We start from the raw sequence: 19,589 nt of genomic DNA on the forward strand, positions 1-19,589 counted from the left end.
GCGTAGGCCCGTCAGCCGCGGCCGTTGCCGGCGCCGATCAGCTCCGACACCTTCACGAAGCGGTAGCCCCTGCTCCGCAGCTCGGGGACGATCGCGCGCACCGCCTGTTCGGTGACCGGGGCGGCGCTGCGGGTGCAGTGCATGACGACGACCGACCCCGGCCGCACCCCGTCGAGCACCTGCCGGGCCACCGCGTCGGCGTCGGTCGCGAAGGCGTCCCCGCTCACCACGTCCCACTGCACGGCGGTGACACTGGTGGCGGTCAGCGCCTTGAGGGCGCCGTCGTCGTAGCAGCCGCCGGGGAAGCGGAAGTACGGCATCGCGTTCGCCACCCCGGCCTTCCGGAACGCCGTGTACGCCCGCTCCACGTCGGCCCGCATCCGGTCCTCGGGCACGGTCGGCAGGCCGTAGCAGTCGTCGGTGTAGGCGTGGTGGCTGTAGGAGTGGTTGGCGACCTCGAACCGCGGGTCCCGGCCGATGGACCGGGCCGCGTCCGGATACTCCTCGGCCCACCGGCCGGTCATGAACACGGTCGCCGGCACCTTCAGCTTCCGCAGGGCCTCGATCAGCCGCGGGTTGTCGAACCGCTCGCCGGCCGCCGCCCGGGGCCCCTGGTCGGCGGTCATGTCGGCGTCGAAGGTGAGGGCGACGGTCTTGCCCGCGGCCCGCGGAGCGTGCTCGAAGACGGGGGTCAGGCCCGCGGGGCCGGGCGCGAGCGTCGGAGGCCCCGACGGGGCGGCCGCCTTCGAGGGATCGACGGAGGGCGCGGACGGGGCCGGGCGGGGCGCCTGCGGGGCCTCGCCGGTCCCGCAGGCGGCGAGGGCGGCGCCCGCGAGGCAGAGAACGGTGGCACGTCGTACGAGAGCGATCACCGTACGAACGTATGAGTGCGATGTTCGGTATGTATGACTATGCGGGGTGACGTGCCCGGGAGGTCACCCTCCCGGGTCAGATGTCCCGCCGCTCCAGCGGCTTGGTCGCCGGCCCCTCGAGCACCTTGCCGTCCGTGTCGAAACGGGACCCGTGGCAGGGGCACTCCCAGGCGCGCTCGGCCGCGTTGAAGTCGACCAGGCAACCGAGGTGGGTGCAGCGCGGCGAGAGGGCGTGCAGCGCGCCGGCCTCGTCCCGGTAGACGGCGAGCCGGTCACCGCCCGCCCGCACGACGGCACCCTCGCCCGGCGGCAGGGCGTCGACCGGGGGCGCGGGCTTCAGCCGGTCGCCGACGAAGTGTCCTGCCACCTGGGCCTGCGTCTTGAGGAACGTCGGCGCCTCGCGCACCGCCGTGCGCAGTCGGCGCGGGTCGTACAGGGCGCTCCACGCGCACTCCTCGCCGGTGATCTGCGCGGTGAGCAGCCGGCCCGCCATCATGCCGCCGCTCAGTCCCCAGCCGCCGAACCCCGTGGCGACGTACGTGTGGTGCGCGCCCGGGTGCAGCGGGCCCACCATCGGCACGGTGTCCGTGGGGTCGATGTCCTGCGTGGCCCAGGCGTGGGTGAGGTCGACGCCCGGGAAGTGCTCGCGGGCCCACGCGGACAGGCGGTCGAAGCGCTCCCGGGTGTCGCCCGTCCCGGGGGTGAAGTGCTCCCCGGTGACGACGAGCAGCCGACGGCCCGGGTCGTCCAGGGGCGCCGTACGGACCGAGCGCGTGTTCTCGTCGGGCGTGATGTACATGCCCTCCACGTCGCGGCCGGCCTCGACGGTCCCCGCCACCACCAGTTCCCGGCGCGGGGAGAGGCGGGCGAAGAGCAGGGCCCGGTCGAAGATCGGGTAGTGCGTGGCCACCACGACGTCCCGCGCGGTGACCGTCGCTCCCGCCTCCGTCCGCACCCGGCACGGCTCGCCCTCGTCCAGGCCCTGCACGGTGGTGTCCTCGAAGATCCGCCCGCCGTGCGCCTCCAGGTCGTCGGCGAGGGCCAGCAGGTACTTGCGCGGGTGGAACTGCGCCTGCCCGGTGACCTCGACCGCGCCCGCGACCGGGAAGGGCAGCCCCGTCTCCGTCACGAACGACGCCGGCAGCCCCGCCTCCCGCGCGGCGGCGGCCTCGGCGCGCACTTCGTCCACCCGGCTCTCGTCGCGGACGTAGGTGTAGGCGCTGCGGGTCTCCCAGTCGCAGTCGATGCCCAGCTCGGCCACGATGCCGGCCGCGTGCGCGATCGCCTCCGACTGGGAGCGGGCGTACAGGCGCGCGCCCTCGGGACCGCGGGTGCGGCGCAGCTTGTCGTAGACCAGCGAGTGCAGGGCGGTGAGCTTGGCGCTGGTGTGGCCGGTGACGCCGGCGGCCACCCGCCCGGCCTCCAGCACCGCCACGCTCCGCCCCGCCCGGGTCAGCTCCCAGGCCGCGCTGAGTCCGGCGACGCCGGCGCCGATCACGGCGACGTCGACGTCGAGGTCCTCCGCGAGGGCCGGCCGGGGCGCGCCGCCCGGCGCCGTCTGCAACCAGTACGAGCCGTTGACCTGCGCTTTCTCCGTCATGAGGTCCTGAGTACCCCATTGTCACGGCTTCAGTGACCGGGCGTGCGTCCGCCGGGGGCGAGTCCCCCCGGGCGGACGCGTCCGGCGGCCGGCGCGCTCTACCGGCGCCAGGGTCCCGTCACCGCGAAGGTCGTGCCGGGCGTGTAGCAGTTGACGTACATCGTGTCGCCGTCGGGGGAGAAGGTGACCCCGGCGAACTCGCCCCACTCCGGTTCGTCCGGCGTCCCGATGTTCTGGGCGCCGCGGGCCATCGCGTAGACCTCGCCGCGCCGGGTCACGCCGTAGACGTGCTGGGCGCCGTTGCCGTCCTCGCAGACCATGAGGCCGCCGCTGGGGGCCAGGCAGATGTTGTCGGGGGACTCGCCGGGCAGCTGGACGTCGGTGTCCGGGCCGAAGACGATCACCAGGGTCAGGCGGCGCCGCTCGGGGTCGTAACGCCAGATCTGGCCGTAGTGGTCGGCCGCCGACCCCTCCGCGCTGCGGGCGAAGGAGGACACGAAGTACACGCTGCGGCCGCCCCAGTAGCAGCCCTCCAGCTTCTGCGCGTGCGTGACGCCGCCCCGGCCGAAGTCCTGGTGCCGGATGGGCGTCCCGGCGGCCAGCGGGTCGGGTACGTCGATCCACTGGACGCCGTCGAACTCGGCGCCGGTCTCCTGGATCGACGACAGGTCGGGCACCCCGGGCACGCGCATCGCCTGGAGCCGTCCGCCCGCCCGCAGCGAGCCCCTGCCGCCCAGCGGCTTCTCGGGCAGGAACCGGTAGAAGAGGCCGAAGGGACGCTCGAACGCGTCCTCCGTCTCGTACACGACGCCCCGCCGCGGGTCCACGGCGATCGCCTCGTGCTGGAAGCGGCCCATCGCGGTCAGCGGCACCGCGCCCGTGCGGCGCGGGTCGGCGGGGTCGACCTCGAAGATGAAGCCGTGGTCCTTGGTGTAGCCGTTGGTCCCCGCCTTGTCCTCGGTCTCCTCGCAGGTGAGCCACGTGTGCCAGGGGGTGGGCCCGCCGGCGCAGTTGACCGCCGTCCCGGCGATCGCGACCCGCTCGTCGCGGACGTGGCCCCGGGAGTCCAGGGTCAGGGCCGTACAGCCGCCCTTGCCCTCCGGGTCGTACGTCAGGCCCTCGACCGTGGGGACCGGGATGCGGCCGTCGGCGCGGTTCTCGTGGTTGCGCACCAGGTGGACGCCGCCGGGCCGGCCGGTGGAACGCGCGGGGAAGGCCGCCATGCCGTCGTGGTTGGACGGCACCGGGCCCTCACCCGAGCGCAGCTCGTCGCCCTCGCGCGACAGGACCCGGTAGCGGAATCCTTTCGGCAGATCGAGGAGACCGTCGGGGTCGGGGATCAGGGGGCCGTAGCCGGTGTGGCCGAGGGACTGCGCGGCGGCGGTGCCGGCGAAGAGTTCGGAGAGGGCTCCGGTGAAGGCGATGCCTGCGCCGAGGGCGCCGGTGCGGGCCAGGACCTGACGTCGTGTTGCGGACATGGGGCGACCTTCCTGTTGGCGGACAGGACTGTGACCCGCTGTGTCTATCACCTGACCGGAGTCCCGGGAACCACGCGCGTAGAACGTGTCCCCGGTGTCCTCGGTGTCCCCGGTGTCCTCGGGGGTCCTGGGGTGTTCCACGACCTCCGCGGGTGTCTCACCGCTCCACGGAGTGCTCCTGCGCCTTCTCCAGGAACCGGAGCAGTTCCACCGGGAAGGGCAGCACCAGCGTGGAGTTCTTCTCGGCGGCGACCGCCACCACCGTCTGCAGCAGCCGCAGTTGCAGGGCCGCGGGTGTCTCGGACATCTCCCGGGCGGCCTCGGCGAGCACCTTGGACGCCTGGAGCTCGGCGTCGGCGTTGATGACCCGGGCCCGGCGTTCCCGGTCGGCCTCGGCCTGGCGGGCCATGGAGCGCTTCATCGTGTCCGGCAGGGACACGTCCTTGATCTCGACCCGGTCGATCTGCACACCCCAGCCGACCGCCGGACTGTCGATCATCAGCTCCAGGCCCTGGTTGAGCTTCTCCCGGTCGGACAGGAGGTCGTCCAGGTCGCTCTTGCCGATGATCGACCGCAGCGAGGTCTGCGCCATCTGCGAGACGGCGAACCGGTAGTCCTCCACCCGCACCAGCGCGTTGGCCGCGTCGACCACCCTGAAGTACACGACGGCGTCCACCCGCACGGTGACGTTGTCCCGGGTGATGCCCTCCTGGGCGGGCACCGGCAGCGTCACGATCTGCATGTTCACCTTGTGCAGCCGGTCCACGAACGGGACCACCATCGTGAAGCCCGGCTCCCGCACCCGACCCGCGAGCCGCCCGAGCCGGAAGACCACCCCGCGCTCGTACTGCTTGACGACCCGGGCGGCCGAGGCGAGACAGAGGACACCGGCGCTCCCCACGGCGGCGGCCGCGGTCAGCAGTTCCTGGACCATGACGACCTCCTCGTCCTGAGGCGGACGGTGCCCCGTGCCACGTGACGCACAGGAGCCCGTTTCGTCCGTCTTTGACACGATAGGCCCGATGCCCGGTCCGAGGCCATGCCCCGGACCGGGCGCCGTCACCGCAGGGGTGGTCCCGCCGGCGGGACTACACGGCCGCCTTCACCGGTTCGGTGACCTTCACGGGGTCCGTCCCGGTCGCGCTGTGCCGCTCCGCCCAGTTCTCCAGCGCGGTGCGGCAGGCGTGGTCCAGGTGGTGCAGGCCGGACAGGTCCAGCTCGACGGGCCGGTCCTGCGGCAGCGCCTCCAGGCTCTCCAGGATCTTCGGCAGCCGCAGGAAGGTCGCGTTGCCCGACAGGTGCGCCTGGACGGGACCGGCACCCTTGTCGACGACCTCCAGCTTGAGGTGCGAGGCCTCCCAGGCGGTCTTGGCCACGGACAGGGCCAGACCGATGAGCACGCCCTCGAACATGTTCACGGCGACGATGGACACGGCCGTGACGACCAGGATCAGCGCCTCGCCCCGGTGCCCCCGCCACAGCGAGACGACCCCGCGGAAGGGGATCAGCTTCCAGCCGGCGTGGACCAGGATGCCGGCCAGCGCGGGCAGCGGGATCAGCGCCAGCGCGGACGGCAGCAGCGCGGCGAACAGCAGCAGCCACACCCCGTGCAGCACCCGGGACGCCTTGGTCCGCGCGCCGGCGCTCACGTTGGCGGAGCTGCGCACGATGACCGCCGTCATCGGCAGCGCGCCGAGCAGACCGCATACCGTGTTGCCCGCGCCCTGCGCCATCAGCTCCTTGTTGTACTCGGTGCGCGGGCCGCTGTGCAGCCGGTCCACCGCGGCGGCGCTGAACAGGCTCTCCGCCGACGCGATCAGGGTGAAGGCCACGATCGTGCCGAGCAGGCCCACGTTCAGCAGTTCGCCGAAGGCGTCGGCGCCGGGCGGCTGGATGGAGTCCAACAGGCCGTTGACCTCGACGGTCGCGACCGACAGACCGAACGCCGCGGTGACCGCCGTGGCCAGGACGACCGCGGCGAGCGCGCCGGGCACGGTCTGCGCCCGCCGGGGCAGCCGCTTCCACAGCACCATCACCGCGACGGTGCCCGCGCCGAGGGCGAGCGAGGTGAGCGCCGCGGTACTGCCGAGCGCGTCGGCCACGGCCCCGGGCAGCCCGGTGATCTTGTCGAGGCCGGAGGCGGGAGCGGTCAGTCCGGCCGCCGAGTACAGCTGGCCGGCGATGAGTACGAGGCCGATGCCGGCCAGCATGCCCTCGACCACGGACAGGGAGATCGCCCGGAACCAGCGCCCCAGCCTCAGGGCGCCCATCACGAGCTGTATGAGACCGGCGGCCAGCACGATCACGCCGAGCGCGGGCAGCCCGTACGCGTCGACGGCTCCGAAGACCAGCACGGTCAGGCCGGCGGCCGGCCCGGACACCTGGAGGCTGCTGCCCGGCAGCAGTCCGGTGACGATGCCTCCCACGATGCCGGTGACGAGGCCGAGTTCGGCCGGGACGCCGGAGGCGACGGCGACGCCCACGCACAGCGGGAGGGCGACCAGGAACACCACCAGGGAGGCGGTGACGTCCTGCCGCAGGTGCGGGAACCTGCGGAGGTTCTCGGTCATGGTGCTCATGCCGGCGCTCACAGCGTCTCGAACGCGTCGGTGGCCGCGCGGTGCGCGCGCACGGCGCCGGTGTGGACCTCGTAGTACCAGCCGTGCGTCCGCAGCCGGCCCTCCGCCAGGCCGCGTTGCACGCACGGGTAGGAGCGCAGCCGCTGGAGCTGGGCGAGGACGTGGCCCTGGACGGCGTCGGAGACCGTCGGGTCGGCGGGGTCGCACGGCTTCGGCTCGTCCGCGGCGTGCGCGAGCCAGTCGCGCACGGCGGGTACGGCGCTCAGGTCGTCGCCGCGCACCAGCGCGCCGACGGCGCCGCAGTGCGAGTGGCCGCAGACCACGATGTCCGCGACCCCGAGCACCTGCACGGCGTACTCGATGGTGGCCGCCTCGCCGGAGGGGCTCGGGGCGCCGTACGCCGGGACGATGTTGCCCGCGGTGCGCAGCTCGAAGAGCCGGCCGGGACGGGCGCCCGTGATCAGGGCCGGTACGACCCGGGAGTCGGAGCAGGTGATGAACAGGACTTCGGGCGACTGGCCTTGGGCGTGCCCGGCGAACTCCTCAGGGCGCTGTCCGTATGCGCGGGCGTTGTCGATGAGGGGCTGCATGATGCGGTGATTCCTCCTGGCGCGCGGTGGGGAGCGCGTCGGATGGGCAGGACGGTGGTGGGGGGTGCCGCCGGGCCCTCAGCAGCGGAAGACCTGGAGCGCCGCCGGCGAGAGGTCCGCCGCCCGTCTCGGCCGGTACTCGGCGCCGCCGCCGGACGGGGCGGGGGTGGGCTCCGCCGGCGCGGCCTGCCGCGGCGGCGGCCACAGGGCGGCCTCGGGCTGGGGTGCGGCGGCGGTGCGGTGGCGGTCGCGGACGCGCGGGGCGGGGGCCGGTTTCCCGGAGTGCCCGGCGGTGTGGCAGGTGACGGTCTCGTCGTGCGGCACCGTGCCGGAGGGAGTGCTGTCGGCACGAGCATTGGCCACGGCATCGCGTTCTGTGTGCGCGGATGCGAACGATGTTCCGAGGGTGAGGAACGGGAGTGCGATCAGGACGGCGGCGAGGAGCGGAATCAGGGTCCGGGCCGTCGTGCCTCGGAACATGTGCCCCCCTCCAGGCCGTTCGTGCCGCTGGTCCATGACGGCGCAGGGTCAACGGATCGTCAACACAAGGTCAATGCGCGGTCAAGAAGCACGTTAACCCTGCAAAATCGTTTGCAGGGTTAACGGAACGTTACGAGCAGGAGAGAGCCCGAAAATGGCGGGTGGGTTGGCGGGAACCGACCGCTCGTCAGGCCGTTTCGACCAGCCGGGCGGCGTCCCGGGCCAGTGCGGTGAGCCGGGAGATCGCCCGGAAGTACTTCTTGCGGTACCCGCCGTTCAGCATCTCCTCGCTGAAGAGCCGGTCGAAGGGCAGCCCGGAGGCCAGGACGGGCACCTCGCGGTCGTAGAGCCGGTCCGCCAGGACGACGAGCCGCAGCGCCGTCGACTGGTCCGGCACCGGGCGCACCCCCGTGAGGCACACGGCCGTCAGACCGTCGGTCAGGGCGCCGTAGCGGCTGGGATGGACGCGGGCGAGGTGGTCGAGGAGCGCGGGGAAGGCGTCCAGGGAGGCGCCCTGGGCGGTCTGTGCCGCGCGGGTCACCTGCTCGTCGGAGTAGGGCGACGGGGCCTCGGGCAGGCCGCGGTGGCGGTAGTCCTCGCCGTCGATGCGCAGGGCGCGGAAGTGGGCGGACAGGCCCTGGATCTCGCGGAGGAAGTCGGCTGACGCGAACCGTCCCTCGCCCAGCTTGCCCGGCAGAGTGTTGGAGGTGGCGGCGAGCGCCACGCCGGCCTCCACGAGGCGGCCCAGGAGGCTGGAGACGAGGACGGTGTCGCCGGGGTCGTCCAGCTCGAACTCGTCGATGCACAGCAGGCGGTGCCCGGAGAGGGTGCTCACGGTCTGCTGGAAGCCGAGGGCACCGACGAGGTTGGTCAGCTCCACGAAGGTGCCGAACGCCTTGCGGGAGGGTTCGGCGGGGGTGGCGTGCCACAGGGAGGCCAGCAGGTGGGTCTTGCCGACGCCGTAGCCGCCGTCGAGGTAGACGCCGCGGGGGCCGGCGGGGGCCTTGGGGGCCTTGGCACGGCCGAGACCGAAGAAGCCGCGCCTGCCGCCGCCGTCCGTCCTCTCGCCGCCGAGTCCCGTGGCGAAGCCCTCCAGGACCCGTACGGCCTCGCTCTGGCTGGGCTGGTTCGGGTCCGGGATGTACGTGCCGAAGCGGACCGAGTCGAAGCGGGGCGGGGGCACCATCTCGGCGACCAGGCGCTCCGCGGGCACGTGCGGCTCGCGGGCGCACAGGGACAGCGGGGCGGAGGCCGCCCCGGCTATCGGGGTGGGGCCGGAGGGGCTGGAACCGGAAGCGGCGGAAGAGGAGGGCGACACGGTGGTCCATGGTAGGGCCTGTTCACGCTGCGCCCCGCTGGCCACCGGGGCGCGGGGCCGACCCGCACCGGGCGGTGTGCGGACCCGCGGCACCACCCGCCGGCCGCTCCCACCGGCGCGGCCGCCCACGGCCGGCACGCCACGCACGGCCGGCACGCCATGCACGGTCGGCACGGCTGCACACGGCCACGCACGGCCACGCGCGGCCGCCCACGGCGGGGCGGCAGGCGCGGTCGCCGGACGTCGCCCGTCGGCCCGTGCTCCGCCGGTACGGTTCGGGGACCGGCCGCGTGGAACACTGCACCGCATGCGACGCCTGTTCCCTGTGACCGATCAGACAGCCGGCCCGGACCCCGACGGGACCGACCGGGAGTGGAGCCTCGCCGAGCTCGCCGCCGCCTACGCCTATCCCGAGCCCGAGGGGCGGCCGGACGGACGGCCGGGGGCGTGGCTGCGGGCCAACATGGTCTCCACCCTCGACGGCGCCGCCCAGCACGACGGCCGCTCCCAGCCCATCTCCAGCGCGGCCGACATGCGCGTCTTCGGCACCCTGCGCGCCCTGGCCGACGTGGTGGTCGCCGGCGCCGAGACCGTACGCCAGGAGGGGTACCGCCCGGCCCGCGAGCGGGCCGACTTCGCCGAGTCGCGGCGGGCTGCCGGTCAGGCCCCCGTGCCCGCGATCGCCGTGGTCAGCGCCGGTCTGGAGCTGGACTTCAGCCTGCCGCTGTTCACCTCGCCGCTGGTGCCCACCCTGGTCCTGACCGGTGCCGCCGCGGCACCGGAGCGGATCGCGGCCGCGGAGAAGGCGGGCGCCCGGGTGGTGATCGCCGGCGACGGTGTCGGCGTGGACCCCGCCCGTGCCGTCGACGCGCTCGTCGCCCTCGGACACACCCGGCTGCTGACCGAGGGAGGTCCCCGGCTGCTGGGCCAGTTCGTCGCGGCCGGGGTGCTCGACGAGCTGTGCCTGACCGTCTCGCCCCTGCTCACCGCCGGGGACGCGCAGCGGATCGCCGGGGGGCCGTCGGTCGAGGTGCCGCGGCGGTTCGTCCTGGCCTCCCTGCTGGAGGAGGAGGGATTCCTGTTCAGCCGGTACCGGCGCGACCGACCCGGCCTGGACCGACGGGACTGACCCGGCCGGTACCGGCGGGACTGACCCGGCCGGGACCGGGCTGATCGGCGGAACAGGCGGAGTCACTCGTTCCGCCCGGTCCGCGCCGGGCACACTGAATCCGGCAGTACCCGTGCGATCGCGGGGCAGGATGGTTTCCGCAGGGTCCGGTACGGCCTACGGAGGGTGGGCCCCACGGACCCGCGAAGGAGAAGGGGCGCCTGGTGTTCACAAGCGTTTTGATGATCGAGAAGGCCCTGACGTCCGCCGACGTGGAGTTCGTCACCACCTTGCACGGCGAGGAGCGGGTCGCCTTCCACGTGCTGCTCCAGCCGCGCGGCGATCAGGCGGACAGGCTGCTGAGAGCCATCGACGACGTCGCGCTCGGCGAGCTGGACGACGCCGTGCGCGAGGGCGAGACGCCCGAGGGCGAGGAGGCGCAGAGCGTCGGGCAGCGGGCCCTGGAGGTGTCCCTCACCGCCCTGCGCGCGTCCGGCGCCCAGGCGGTGGGCCGGCTGATCGAGGACCACCCGCTGGACTCGCTGAAGTCGCTGGTCACGGAGACCGGGGCCGACGAGGTGATCGTCCTGACCGACCCCCACTACGTGGAGGAGTTCTTCCACCGCGACTGGGCCTCGCGCGCCCGGCACAAGGTCGGCGTGCCGGTCCTGAAACTGTTCTCCCACAGCAAGGCATAGGCTGGGGCGGCGCCCCCGCCCAGGGGGCGCGCCCACCGACAGAGCACCTCTCGTACACCCGTCGCACCTCTGGGGAGAACAGCGCATGGCACCCGGCCTTCCTACCGCCATGGACCGACCGCACTTCATCGGCATCGGCGGCGCCGGAATGTCGGGCATCGCCAAGATCCTCGCCCAGCGGGGCGCCGCGGTGGCGGGCAGCGACGCCAAGGACTCCCCGACCGCCGAGGCGCTGCGCGCCCAGGGCGCGACCGTGCACGTCGGACACGCGGCCGAGCACCTCGCCGACGACGCCAGCTGCGTGGTCGTCTCCTCGGCCATCCGCGAGGACAATCCGGAGCTGGCCCGCGCCGCCGCCCTGGGCATCCCGGTGGTGCACCGCTCCGACGCCCTCGCCGCCCTGATGGACGGCGCGCGCCCGATCGCGGTCGCCGGCACGCACGGCAAGACCACCACCACCTCCATGCTGGCGGTCGCCCTGTCCGAGCTGGGGCTGGACCCGTCGTACGCGATCGGCGGCGACCTGGACGCGCCCGGCTCCAACGCCCTGCACGGCGAGGGCGGGATCTTCGTCGCGGAGGCCGACGAGAGCGACCGCAGCTTCCACAAGTACGCCCCCGAGGTCGCCATCGTCCTCAACGTCGAGCTGGACCACCACGCCAACTACGCGTCGATGGACGAGATCTACGAGTCCTTCGAGACCTTCGCCGGCCGGATCGTCCCCGGCGGCACCCTGGTGATCGCGGCCGACCAGGACGGCGCCCGGGAGCTGACGCGGCGGCTGGCCGGGTCGGTGCGGACGGTGACGTACGGGGAGTCCGAGGACGCCGACGTGCGCATCCTGTCGGTCGTCCCGCAGGGGCTGAAGAGCCAGGTCACCGTGGTGCTGGACGGCACCGAGCTGACCTTCGGGGTCTCCGTCCCCGGCCGCCACTACGCCCACAACGCGGTCGCCGCCCTCGCCGCCGGCGCGGCCCTCGGCATCCCGGCCGCCGAGCTGGCCCCCGCGCTGGCCGCCTACACGGGCGTCAAGCGGCGCCTCCAGCTCAAGGGCGAGGCGGCCGGCGTCCAGGTCGTCGACTCCTACGCGCACCACCCCACCGAGATGACGGCGGACCTGGAGGCCATGCGCGCCGCGGTCGGCGACGCCCGCATCCTGGTCCTCTTCCAGCCCCACCTGTTCTCCCGCACCCAGGAGCTGGGCAAGGAGATGGGTCAGGCCCTGGCCCTCGCCGACGCGTCGGTCGTCCTCGACATCTACCCCGCCCGCGAGGACCCGATCCCGGGCATCACCAGCGAGCTGATCATCGAGGCGGCCCGGGCCGCGGGCGCCGACGTGACACCGGTCCACGACAAGGCGGCGGCGCCGGCGGTGGTCGCGGGAATGGCGAAGGCCGGTGATCTCGTTCTCACCATGGGCGCGGGCGACGTCACCGACCTCGGACCGCGCATCCTGGACGAGCTGTAGAGAACCGCATTCACGAGGGGCTGAGACTCATGTCGTACGACGTCGAGAAGCCGGACGAGCAGTGGCGCGAGGAACTGGCCCCGGCCGAGTACGCCGTGCTGCGCCAGGCCGGTACGGAGCCCGCCTTCACCGGTGAGTACACCGACACCAAGACCGAGGGCGTCTACTCCTGCCGGGCCTGCGGCGCCGACCTGTTCACCTCCACGACCAAGTTCGAGTCGCACTGCGGCTGGCCGTCCTTCTTCGACCCGAAGGACACCGACGCGGTCGAGCTGATCGAGGACCGCTCGCACGGCATGGTGCGCACCGAGGTGCGGTGCGCCCGGTGCGGCTCGCACCTCGGGCACGTCTTCAAGGGCGAGGGCTATCCGACCCCGACCGACCAGCGGTACTGCATCAACAGCATCGCGCTGCGCCTCCAGCCCGCCGAGGGCTGAGCCGGCCGGGTCAGCGGGCGGCGGCCGGCAGCGTCACGGTGAACACCGTCACGCCCGGTCCGCCGCCCAGCTCGATCGTCCCGCCGTGCGCCCGCACCAGCGACCCGGCGACGGCCAGTCCGAGGCCGCTGCCGCCGCGGTCCCGGCTGCGGGCCTTGTCCACGCGGTAGAAGCGGTCGAAGATCCGCTCCCGGTCGGCGGCCGGCACGCCCGGGCCCCGGTCCGCGACGGCCACCCGCGCGGCGCCGGGCGCCACGGACAGCGTGACCGAGACCTCCGTGCCCGGCGGCGTGTGCACGGCGGCGTTGGTGAGCAGGTTGTCGATCACCTGCCGCATGCGCTGCGGGTCCATTCGCAGCGTCAGCGCCGCCGGCCCGGCCGCCACCGTCAGCGGATGCTCCGGATGCCCGGCCCGGAAGGCGTCCGCCGCCTGCCGCACCAGCTCCGTCAGATCCGCCTCCTCCCACCGCAGCGGTGCCTCCACCTCGTCCGCGTCCAGCCGGGCGAGCAGCAGCAGGTCGTCCAGGAGCACGCCCATCCGGGCCGCCTCCGCGCGCAGCCGGGCCAGGTGCCGCTCCCGTTCCCTGGGCTCGTCGGCCGCCGCGTACTGGAAGAGGTCGGCGTAACCCCGCACGGACATCAGCGGGGTGCGCAGCTCGTGGGAGGCGTCCGCGACGAACCGGCGCAGCCGCCGCTCGGCCTCGGCGCGCACCGCCAGCGAGTCGTCGATGTGCTCCAGCATCGTGTTGAACGCGGTCCGCAGCTCGGCCACCTCCCGGCCGCCGTCCCGGCCGTCCACCCGCAGCGGCAGCCGGGCCGCCGACTCGCTCAGGTCGTGCGAGGCGATGCCGTGCGCCGTGCCCGCCATGTCGCTCAGCGGCTTCAGCCCGCGCCGCAGCATCCGCCGCCCGAACACCACCAGCGCCAGCAGGGCCAGGCCGAACGCGACCACCTGCACGGTGACCAGCTGCTCCACGGTGTCCTCGACGTCCCCCAGGGGCGCGGCGCTGACCAGCACCACCCCGGGCTCGACCTCGCAGGCCCGCAGCAGATAGGGGCCGTGCCCGCCGATCCGGACGGTGCGGGTGAGGTCCTCGTCCGAGCGGGCCATCGTCCGCGCGAGAGCGGTGAGCGCACCGCTGTCGGCCGGCACCTCGGCGGGCGTGCGCAGCTCGGCGGAGCCGGCGGAGACGTCGTACACGGCCGTGTACCAGCCGTAGTAGGGCTTGCGCCGGACCGTGCCGTGCTCGGCGGCGTCCTTGGACTGCACCACCTGCACCAGCTTCATCTGGTCGGCGAGCTGGCGCTCCAGGTAGTCCCGCATGTACGCGGTCAGCACCGTGCCGACCACGGCGAACACCACCAGCGACAGCACCCCGAGGCCCAGCGCCAGCCGGGTCCCGAGCCGCAGCCCGCGGTAGGCCCGCCACAGCCGGCGTATCACCGGGCCGGCTGCCGGATCACGTACCCGAACCCCCGCACCGTCCGGATCAGCGGTTCACCGGCGCCGTCGGCGTCCTCGGCGTCACCGAGCTTGCGGCGCAGCCGGCTGACGACCAGCTCCACCACGTTGGACCGGCCGCCGAAGCCGTACTCCCACACGTGGTCCAGGATCTGCGCCTTGGTCAGCACGGCCGGCGACCTGCGCATCAGGTAGCGCAGCACCTCGTACTCGGTCGGGGTCAGCGACAGCCGCCGCTCGCCCCGGCGCACCTCGCGGGTGTCCTCGTCCACCGTCAGGTCCCCCACCCGCAGCACCGACCGCCGGGAACCCGGCCCGGCGCTGCGCCGCAGCACGGTCCGCAGCCGGGCCATCAACTCCTCGACGGCGAACGGCTTGACCAGGTAGTCGTCGCCGCCCCGGGTCAGACCCGCCACCCGGTCGGCCACCCCGTCGCGCGCGGTGAGGAAGACCACCGGCACCATCGTGCCGGCGCCGCGCAGCCGGTCCAGGACACCGAAGCCGTCGACGTCCGGCAGCATCAGGTCGAGCACCACGATGTCCGGACGGAACCCGGCGGCCAGCCGCAGCGCCTGCTCGCCGGTGTTCGCGGTGACCGCCTCCCAGCCCTCGTAACGGGCGACGGTGGCCACCAGGTCGGCGATGGGCGGGTCGTCGTCCACCACGAGCAGTCGTACTTTCTCCACCCGCTCATACTGCGCCACGGTCCTCCCGCACCCCTATACCGCGTGGGCCCGCGGACCGGGATCGACAGGAGAACGACAGGTACCCGGAGGCGGACGCGGAACGCCGGGGCCCGGCACGGCTGGGCCGCCCGCGGCGGGGTAGGTGGCCTCACGCGGCCGCCACGGGCCCGCAACACCGGACGTCTAGACTCTCCCGGCAACGACCCGTAGCGACCTGGCCAGAACTTTCCGCCCACCCGAAGGGTATTCGGCGTTTTGATACGGATGGATTCAGTCACCAAGCGGTACCCGGACGGCACCGTGGCGGTCGACCGGCTGTCGCTGGAGATACCGGACCGCTCGATCACGGTCCTCGTCGGACCCTCGGGCTGCGGCAAGACGACGACCCTGCGGATGATCAACAGGATGGTGGAACCCACCGAGGGCACCATCTCCCTGGACGGCGAGGACCTCCAGCGGCAGCCGGTCACCACGCTGCGCCGGTCGATGGGGTACGTCATCCAGAACGCCGGGCTCTTCCAGCACCGGACGATCCTCGACAACATCGCCACCGTGCCCCGCCTGATCGGCTGGGGCAAGCAGAAGTCCCGGGACCGGGCGGCCGAACTGATGGAGCGGGTGGGGCTCGACGCCTCCCTCGGCAAGCGGTACCCGTACCAGCTCTCCGGCGGACAGCAGCAGCGCGTCGGTGTGGCGCGGGCGCTCGCCGCCGACCCGCCCGTGCTCCTCATGGACGAGCCGTTCTCCGCGGTCGACCCCGTCGTCCGCAAGGGCCTCCAGGACGAACTGCTGCGCATCCAGGACGAACTGGGCAAGACCATCGTCTTCGTCACGCACGACATCGACGAGGCCGTCAAGCTGGGCTCCATGGTCGCGGTGATGCGCACCGGCGGCCTGCTCGCCCAGTTCGCGCCGCCCGCCGAGCTGCTGTCCGACCCGGCGGACGACTTCGTCGAGGACTTCCTGGGCGCCGACCGCGGCATCCGCCGGCTCTCCTTCTTCCCGTCCGCGGGCCTGGAGCCGACGACCGGCCCGGTGGTGCGGATCGACGCCACCGCCGAGCAGCTCGCCGCGGCCGACGCCCCGTACCTGCTGGTGACCGACGCGGACGGCAGGCCGCTGGGCTGGGCCGAGCCGCGGGACCTGACGCCCGGCGCCATCCGGCCCGAGCGCCTCCTGTCGCACGGGCGGCCGTTCCGGCCCGGCACCGACTCGCTGCGGGCGGCCCTCGACTGCGCGGTGCTCTCGCCGACCGGCTGGGCCGTCGCCGTGGACGCCGACGGCCGGGTGACCGGCGTCGTCTCCCAGCAGGCCGTCGGCGACGCGATCCGCGCCGCCCACGTCGCGGGGGACGCGGACGGGAGACCGGCGGCGCGGCCCGCCGCCGTCTCCGTCACCGAGGCCGCCCCGTGAACGGCTTCTTCGACATCCCGAGCGACCTCGACAACACCTACTTCGGGCTGATCGGACTGCACCTGCGCGAGGCGCTGCTCCCGGTGCTGGCCGGACTGCTGCTCGCGCTGCCCGTCGCCCAGCTCTGCGTGCGGTTCCGCTGGCTGTACCCGCCCGTGCTCGGTGTGACCACCGTCTTCTACGCCATCCCCTCGCTGGCGGTCTTCGTCGTCCTCATCGACTACACGGGCCAGACCGAGCTGACGGTGATGATCCCGCTGGCCGTCTACAGCCTGGTGGTGCTCGTCCCGGCGATCGTCGACGGCGTGCGGTCGGTGCCCGAGGAGACCCTCGCCGCCTCCACCGCCATGGGCTTCGGTCCCGTACGGCGCTACCTCCAGGTGCAGTTGCCGATCGCCGTGCCCGCCATCCTCGCCGGGCTGCGCGTGGCGGTGTCGGCGAGCATCTCGCTGGTCAGCGTCGGCGCCCTCATCGGCAACCAGGGCGCCCTCGGCAACCTCCTCGCGGACGCCCAGAAGTACGGCCGCCCCGAACTGGCGGTGAACTCCGTCCTCACCACCGCCGTACTGGCGATCCTGTGCGACGCGGCACTCGTCCTGCTCCGCAACCTGCTGACGCCGTGGATGCCGCGGGGCGGGACCAGGCGCCCCAAGGCAGCCGCCGTCCGGCGGGACCGGCCCGAGACGGAGAAGGCGGCGGCCCGGTGAACGTGATCAACTTCGTCAACGCGTTCTTCAGCGACAGCGCCCACTGGCACGGCTACGACGGCATCCCGCAACGCCTGCTGGAGCACGTCCAGTACTCGCTGCTGGCCCTCGGCCTGGCCGCCGCGATCGGGCTGCCCGTCGGGCTGCTGACCGGGCACACCGGACGCGGTGGCAACGTGGTCGCCTTCGTCGCCACCGCCGCCCGCGCGCTGCCCAGCTTCGGACTGCTGGTGCTGATCGCCGTCGCGGTCGGCATCGGCCTGCTGCCCGTGATGATCCCGCTCGTCGTGCTCGCGGTCCCGCCGATCCTGGTGACCACCTACGAGGCGGTCCGCTCCGTCGACCCCTCCCCGGTGGACGCCGCCCGGGGCATGGGCATGCACGAGTCGAGCATCCTCTTCCGGGTCGAACTGCCCGTCGCCCTGCCGCTGATCCTCAGCGGACTGCGCTCGGCCGCCATCCAGGTCGTGTCGACGGCCACCATCGCCGCGTACGTCAGCCTCGGCGGAATCGGCCGCTACATCATCGACGGGCTCTACCAGCGCGACTACGAGAAAGTGGTCGGCGGGGCCACCCTGGTGGCGCTCCTGGCGCTCGTCACGCTCGCGCTCTTCTGGGCGGCGGGGCGGCTGGCGGTCTCGCCCGGGGTGCGCAGGCGCTGACCGAACGGCAAGGAATCGAACACAGTTGTGGAAAACGTAATCATGCTGTTCTTGACTGAGCGACAAGTGGCTCGTTTGGATCGGTGGATGACTTCCACCGCCAAGAGCAGCAGGTCCAGGACGAGGCACACCGGCGCGGCGGCCGTCGCGCTCACCGCCGCCACGGCGCTGCTCGCGGGCTGTTCCTCCTCCTCCGACGACACCTCCGACAACCCCCTCGCCGGCGAGAAGGCGGAGGCCGGCACCGTCGTCGTCGGCTCGAACAACTTCGCCGAGAGCACCCTGCTCGCCGACATCTACGGGGAGGCTCTCAAGGCCAAGGGCCTCAAGGTCACCTACAAGCACAACATCGGCAGCCGCGAGACGACGTACGGCCTGATGAAGAACGGCTCGGTCACGGTGCTGCCCGAGTACAACGGCTCGCTGCTGGCCTACCTCGACTCCGAGGCCGAGCAGAAGTCCGCCGAGGCGGTGAACGAGGCGGCGAAGGGCAAGCTCGACCAGAAGCTGACGCTGCTGGAGTCGTCGCCGGCGGAGAACAAGGACTCGGTCAGCGTCAACGCCGCGACCGCGAAGAAGTACGGGCTCACCGCGGAGTCGACCCTCGCCGACCTGAAGGAGGTCGCGCCGGACCTGGTGATCGGCGGCTCGCCCGAGTTCCAGACCCGGCAGCAGGGGCTGAAGGGCCTGGAGTCCGTGTACGGCCTGAAGTTCAAGTCCTTCAAGGCGCTGGACGCGGGCGGTCCCCTCACGCAGTCGGCGCTCACCAAGAACACCGTGCAGGCGGCGGACGTGTTCACCACCGACCCGACCATCATCAAGGAGAAGTTCGTCGTCCTGAAGGACCCGGAGAACCTCTTCGGCTACGCGAACGTGACTCCGCTGGTGTACAAGGAGGGGCTCTCCGAGGAGGGCGTCGCCGCGCTGAACGCGGTCTCCGCCGAGCTGGACACCAAGACGCTCCTCGACCTGGACGCCCAGGTGCAGCTGGACAAGAAGGACCCGCTGGACGTGGCCAAGGAGTGGCTCGCGTCGGCCGGACTGGGCTGAGCCCGGTCCCCGGCCGCCGTCACGGCGCCGCGGCCCCGGCCGCGGCGTCGATCAGCTGGTCGATCAGTGCGACGAGGACGTCCCGGCAGGAGGCCCGGTCCCGCGCGTCGCACAGCAGCACCTGCACGTGGGCCGGCAGCGCCAGCGCCTCCCGGACGGCCTCGGCCGGATACGGGTGCCGCCCGTGGAAGCCGTTGACGCCGACGACGAACGGAATGCCCCGCCGCTCGAAGAAGTCGATGGCCGCGAAGCTCGACTCCGGTCTGCGGACGTCGACCAGGACCACGGCGCCCAGGGCGCCGATCGCCAGGTCGTTCCACATGAACCAGAACCGCTGCTGACCGGGTGTGCCGAAGAGGTACAGCACCAGTTCCCGGCCGATGCTGATCCGGCCGAAGTCGAGGGCCACGGTCGTGGCCCGCTTCTCCTCGATCCCGGCGAGGTCGTCCACGTCCAGGCCCGCCGCGGTCAGCGCTTCCTCGGTCCGCAGCGGCGCGATCTCGCTCACCGACCCGACCATGGTGGTCTTGCCGACGCCGAAACCCCCGGCGACGAGGATCTTCACGGCGTCGGGCGCGGCGGCCGGGGGCGCGGGTGCCGTGGGCGCCGGAGCGGTGCGGTCAGAGCCGGCCAAGGCCGTCCCTCACTTTCTGCAGCAGGTCCAGATCCGGGTGGGCGCGGGAGACGAGGTGCGGCGGCCGGGCGGTGATCCGGCCCGCCTCCAGCAGGTCGCAGAGGAGGATCACGACCACGCTCACCGGCAGGTCGAGGCGAGCCGCGACCTCCGCGACGGCGACGGGCTCGGCGCACAGCCGCAGTATGCGCAGGTGCTCGGGCTGCGGCCGGGCGGCCCGGGTGGGCTGCGGATCGACCGCGGTCACCGTCGTGATGAGGGTGAAGTCGGCGCGGCTGGGCCGGGTCCGGCCGCCGGTCAGGGTGAACGGCCGCACCAGCCGGCCCCCCGCGTCGCCTCCGGTCACG

General features: G+C 73.2%; 20 protein-coding genes. 8 read left to right on the forward strand and 12 right to left on the reverse strand.

Annotation, left to right across the window (positions count from 1 at the left end; all coding sequences use genetic code 11):
• Positions 1 to 11: 11 nt before the first annotated feature.
• The 8 genes from AC07FV_RS09585 to zapE form a co-directional block, all read right to left on the reverse strand.
• Positions 12 to 872, reverse strand: coding sequence for a polysaccharide deacetylase family protein (locus AC07FV_RS09585; RefSeq protein ID WP_479085933.1), 861 nt, complete (start codon positions 870 to 872; stop codon positions 12 to 14).
• A 76-nt stretch (positions 873 to 948) separates the two neighbouring features.
• Positions 949 to 2,472, reverse strand: a complete 1,524-nt coding sequence (locus AC07FV_RS09590; RefSeq protein ID WP_479085934.1) for an FAD-dependent oxidoreductase — start codon at positions 2,470 to 2,472, stop codon at positions 949 to 951.
• Between the two features lie 98 nt (positions 2,473 to 2,570).
• Entirely contained in the window at positions 2,571 to 3,950 is a 1,380-nt protein-coding gene (locus AC07FV_RS09595) for a PhoX family protein (RefSeq protein WP_479085936.1), read from the reverse strand.
• 157 nt (positions 3,951 to 4,107) lie between these two features.
• Complete coding sequence (locus AC07FV_RS09600) at positions 4,108 to 4,884, reverse strand: slipin family protein (RefSeq protein ID WP_479085937.1); 777 nt, start codon at positions 4,882 to 4,884, stop codon at positions 4,108 to 4,110.
• A gap of 154 nt (positions 4,885 to 5,038) precedes the next feature.
• Positions 5,039 to 6,520 (reverse strand): SulP family inorganic anion transporter, encoded by a 1,482-nt coding sequence (locus tag AC07FV_RS09605; RefSeq protein WP_479086636.1) that lies wholly within the window; start codon positions 6,518 to 6,520, stop codon positions 5,039 to 5,041.
• Between the two features lie 17 nt (positions 6,521 to 6,537).
• On the reverse strand, positions 6,538 to 7,119 hold the full coding sequence (locus tag AC07FV_RS09610; RefSeq protein ID WP_479085939.1) for a carbonic anhydrase: 582 nt from the start codon (positions 7,117 to 7,119) through the stop codon (positions 6,538 to 6,540).
• 78 nt (positions 7,120 to 7,197) lie between these two features.
• The gene (locus tag AC07FV_RS09615) at positions 7,198 to 7,599 is read right to left on the reverse strand and encodes a hypothetical protein (protein WP_479085940.1); all 402 of its coding nucleotides are present in this window, start codon (positions 7,597 to 7,599) and stop codon (positions 7,198 to 7,200) included.
• Between the two features lie 187 nt (positions 7,600 to 7,786).
• Complete coding sequence (gene zapE, locus AC07FV_RS09620; RefSeq protein WP_479085941.1) at positions 7,787 to 8,917, reverse strand: cell division protein ZapE; 1,131 nt, start codon at positions 8,915 to 8,917, stop codon at positions 7,787 to 7,789.
• Positions 8,918 to 9,224: 307 nt separating this feature from the next.
• On the opposite strand from zapE, the gene AC07FV_RS09625 reads away from it, so the two are divergent.
• The 4 genes from AC07FV_RS09625 to msrB all read left to right on the forward strand — a co-directional run bounded on the left by AC07FV_RS09625 (position 9,225) and on the right by msrB (position 12,628).
• Positions 9,225 to 10,046, forward strand: coding sequence for a pyrimidine reductase family protein (locus AC07FV_RS09625; protein WP_479085942.1), 822 nt, complete (start codon positions 9,225 to 9,227; stop codon positions 10,044 to 10,046).
• 203 nt (positions 10,047 to 10,249) lie between these two features.
• Entirely contained in the window at positions 10,250 to 10,723 is a 474-nt protein-coding gene (locus tag AC07FV_RS09630) for an indole-3-glycerol phosphate synthase (RefSeq protein ID WP_356607518.1), read from the forward strand.
• 85 nt (positions 10,724 to 10,808) lie between these two features.
• Positions 10,809 to 12,191: a UDP-N-acetylmuramate--L-alanine ligase gene (gene murC / locus AC07FV_RS09635; RefSeq protein WP_479085944.1), complete on the forward strand. Its 1,383-nt coding sequence runs from the start codon at positions 10,809 to 10,811 to the stop codon at positions 12,189 to 12,191.
• A 29-nt stretch (positions 12,192 to 12,220) separates the two neighbouring features.
• A complete protein-coding gene (msrB, locus tag AC07FV_RS09640; protein ID WP_356607514.1) occupies positions 12,221 to 12,628 on the forward strand; it encodes a peptide-methionine (R)-S-oxide reductase MsrB in 408 nt (135 codons plus the stop codon).
• Between the two features lie 10 nt (positions 12,629 to 12,638).
• Here the strand turns inward: msrB and AC07FV_RS09645 are convergent, their stop codons facing one another.
• Together AC07FV_RS09645 and AC07FV_RS09650 are read right to left on the reverse strand one after the other, a co-directional pair.
• Positions 12,639 to 14,072, reverse strand: coding sequence for a sensor histidine kinase (locus tag AC07FV_RS09645; RefSeq protein WP_479085945.1), 1,434 nt, complete (start codon positions 14,070 to 14,072; stop codon positions 12,639 to 12,641).
• The gene (locus AC07FV_RS09650) at positions 14,069 to 14,776 is read right to left on the reverse strand and encodes a response regulator transcription factor (protein ID WP_479085947.1); all 708 of its coding nucleotides are present in this window, start codon (positions 14,774 to 14,776) and stop codon (positions 14,069 to 14,071) included. Before AC07FV_RS09650 ends, AC07FV_RS09645 begins: the two co-directional genes overlap by 4 nt.
• A 264-nt stretch (positions 14,777 to 15,040) precedes the next feature.
• Here AC07FV_RS09650 and AC07FV_RS09655 point away from each other — a divergent pair, with 264 nt between their 5' ends.
• From AC07FV_RS09655 to AC07FV_RS09670, 4 genes are all read left to right on the forward strand, one after another.
• Entirely contained in the window at positions 15,041 to 16,189 is a 1,149-nt protein-coding gene (locus AC07FV_RS09655; protein WP_479085948.1) for an ABC transporter ATP-binding protein, read from the forward strand.
• Positions 16,186 to 16,896 carry an ABC transporter permease gene (locus tag AC07FV_RS09660; RefSeq protein ID WP_479085950.1) on the forward strand — a complete coding sequence of 237 codons (711 nt, stop codon included), beginning with the start codon at positions 16,186 to 16,188 and terminating at the stop codon, positions 16,894 to 16,896. Before AC07FV_RS09655 ends, AC07FV_RS09660 begins: the two co-directional genes overlap by 4 nt.
• The gene (locus tag AC07FV_RS09665; protein ID WP_479085951.1) at positions 16,893 to 17,558 is read left to right on the forward strand and encodes an ABC transporter permease; all 666 of its coding nucleotides are present in this window, start codon (positions 16,893 to 16,895) and stop codon (positions 17,556 to 17,558) included. Before AC07FV_RS09660 ends, AC07FV_RS09665 begins: the two co-directional genes overlap by 4 nt.
• A gap of 87 nt (positions 17,559 to 17,645) precedes the next feature.
• A complete protein-coding gene (locus AC07FV_RS09670; protein ID WP_479085952.1) occupies positions 17,646 to 18,608 on the forward strand; it encodes an ABC transporter substrate-binding protein in 963 nt (320 codons plus the stop codon).
• 19 nt (positions 18,609 to 18,627) lie between these two features.
• On the opposite strand, the gene AC07FV_RS09675 is transcribed toward AC07FV_RS09670, so the two are convergent.
• A complete protein-coding gene (locus AC07FV_RS09675) occupies positions 18,628 to 19,242 on the reverse strand; it encodes a GTP-binding protein (protein ID WP_479085953.1) in 615 nt (204 codons plus the stop codon).
• A complete protein-coding gene (locus AC07FV_RS09680) occupies positions 19,229 to 19,588 on the reverse strand; it encodes a DUF742 domain-containing protein (RefSeq protein WP_479085954.1) in 360 nt (119 codons plus the stop codon). Before AC07FV_RS09680 ends, AC07FV_RS09675 begins: the two co-directional genes overlap by 14 nt.
• Position 19,589 lies beyond the last annotated feature (1 nt).

It is taken from the genome of Streptomyces sp. NPDC045956 (assembly GCF_056430705.1).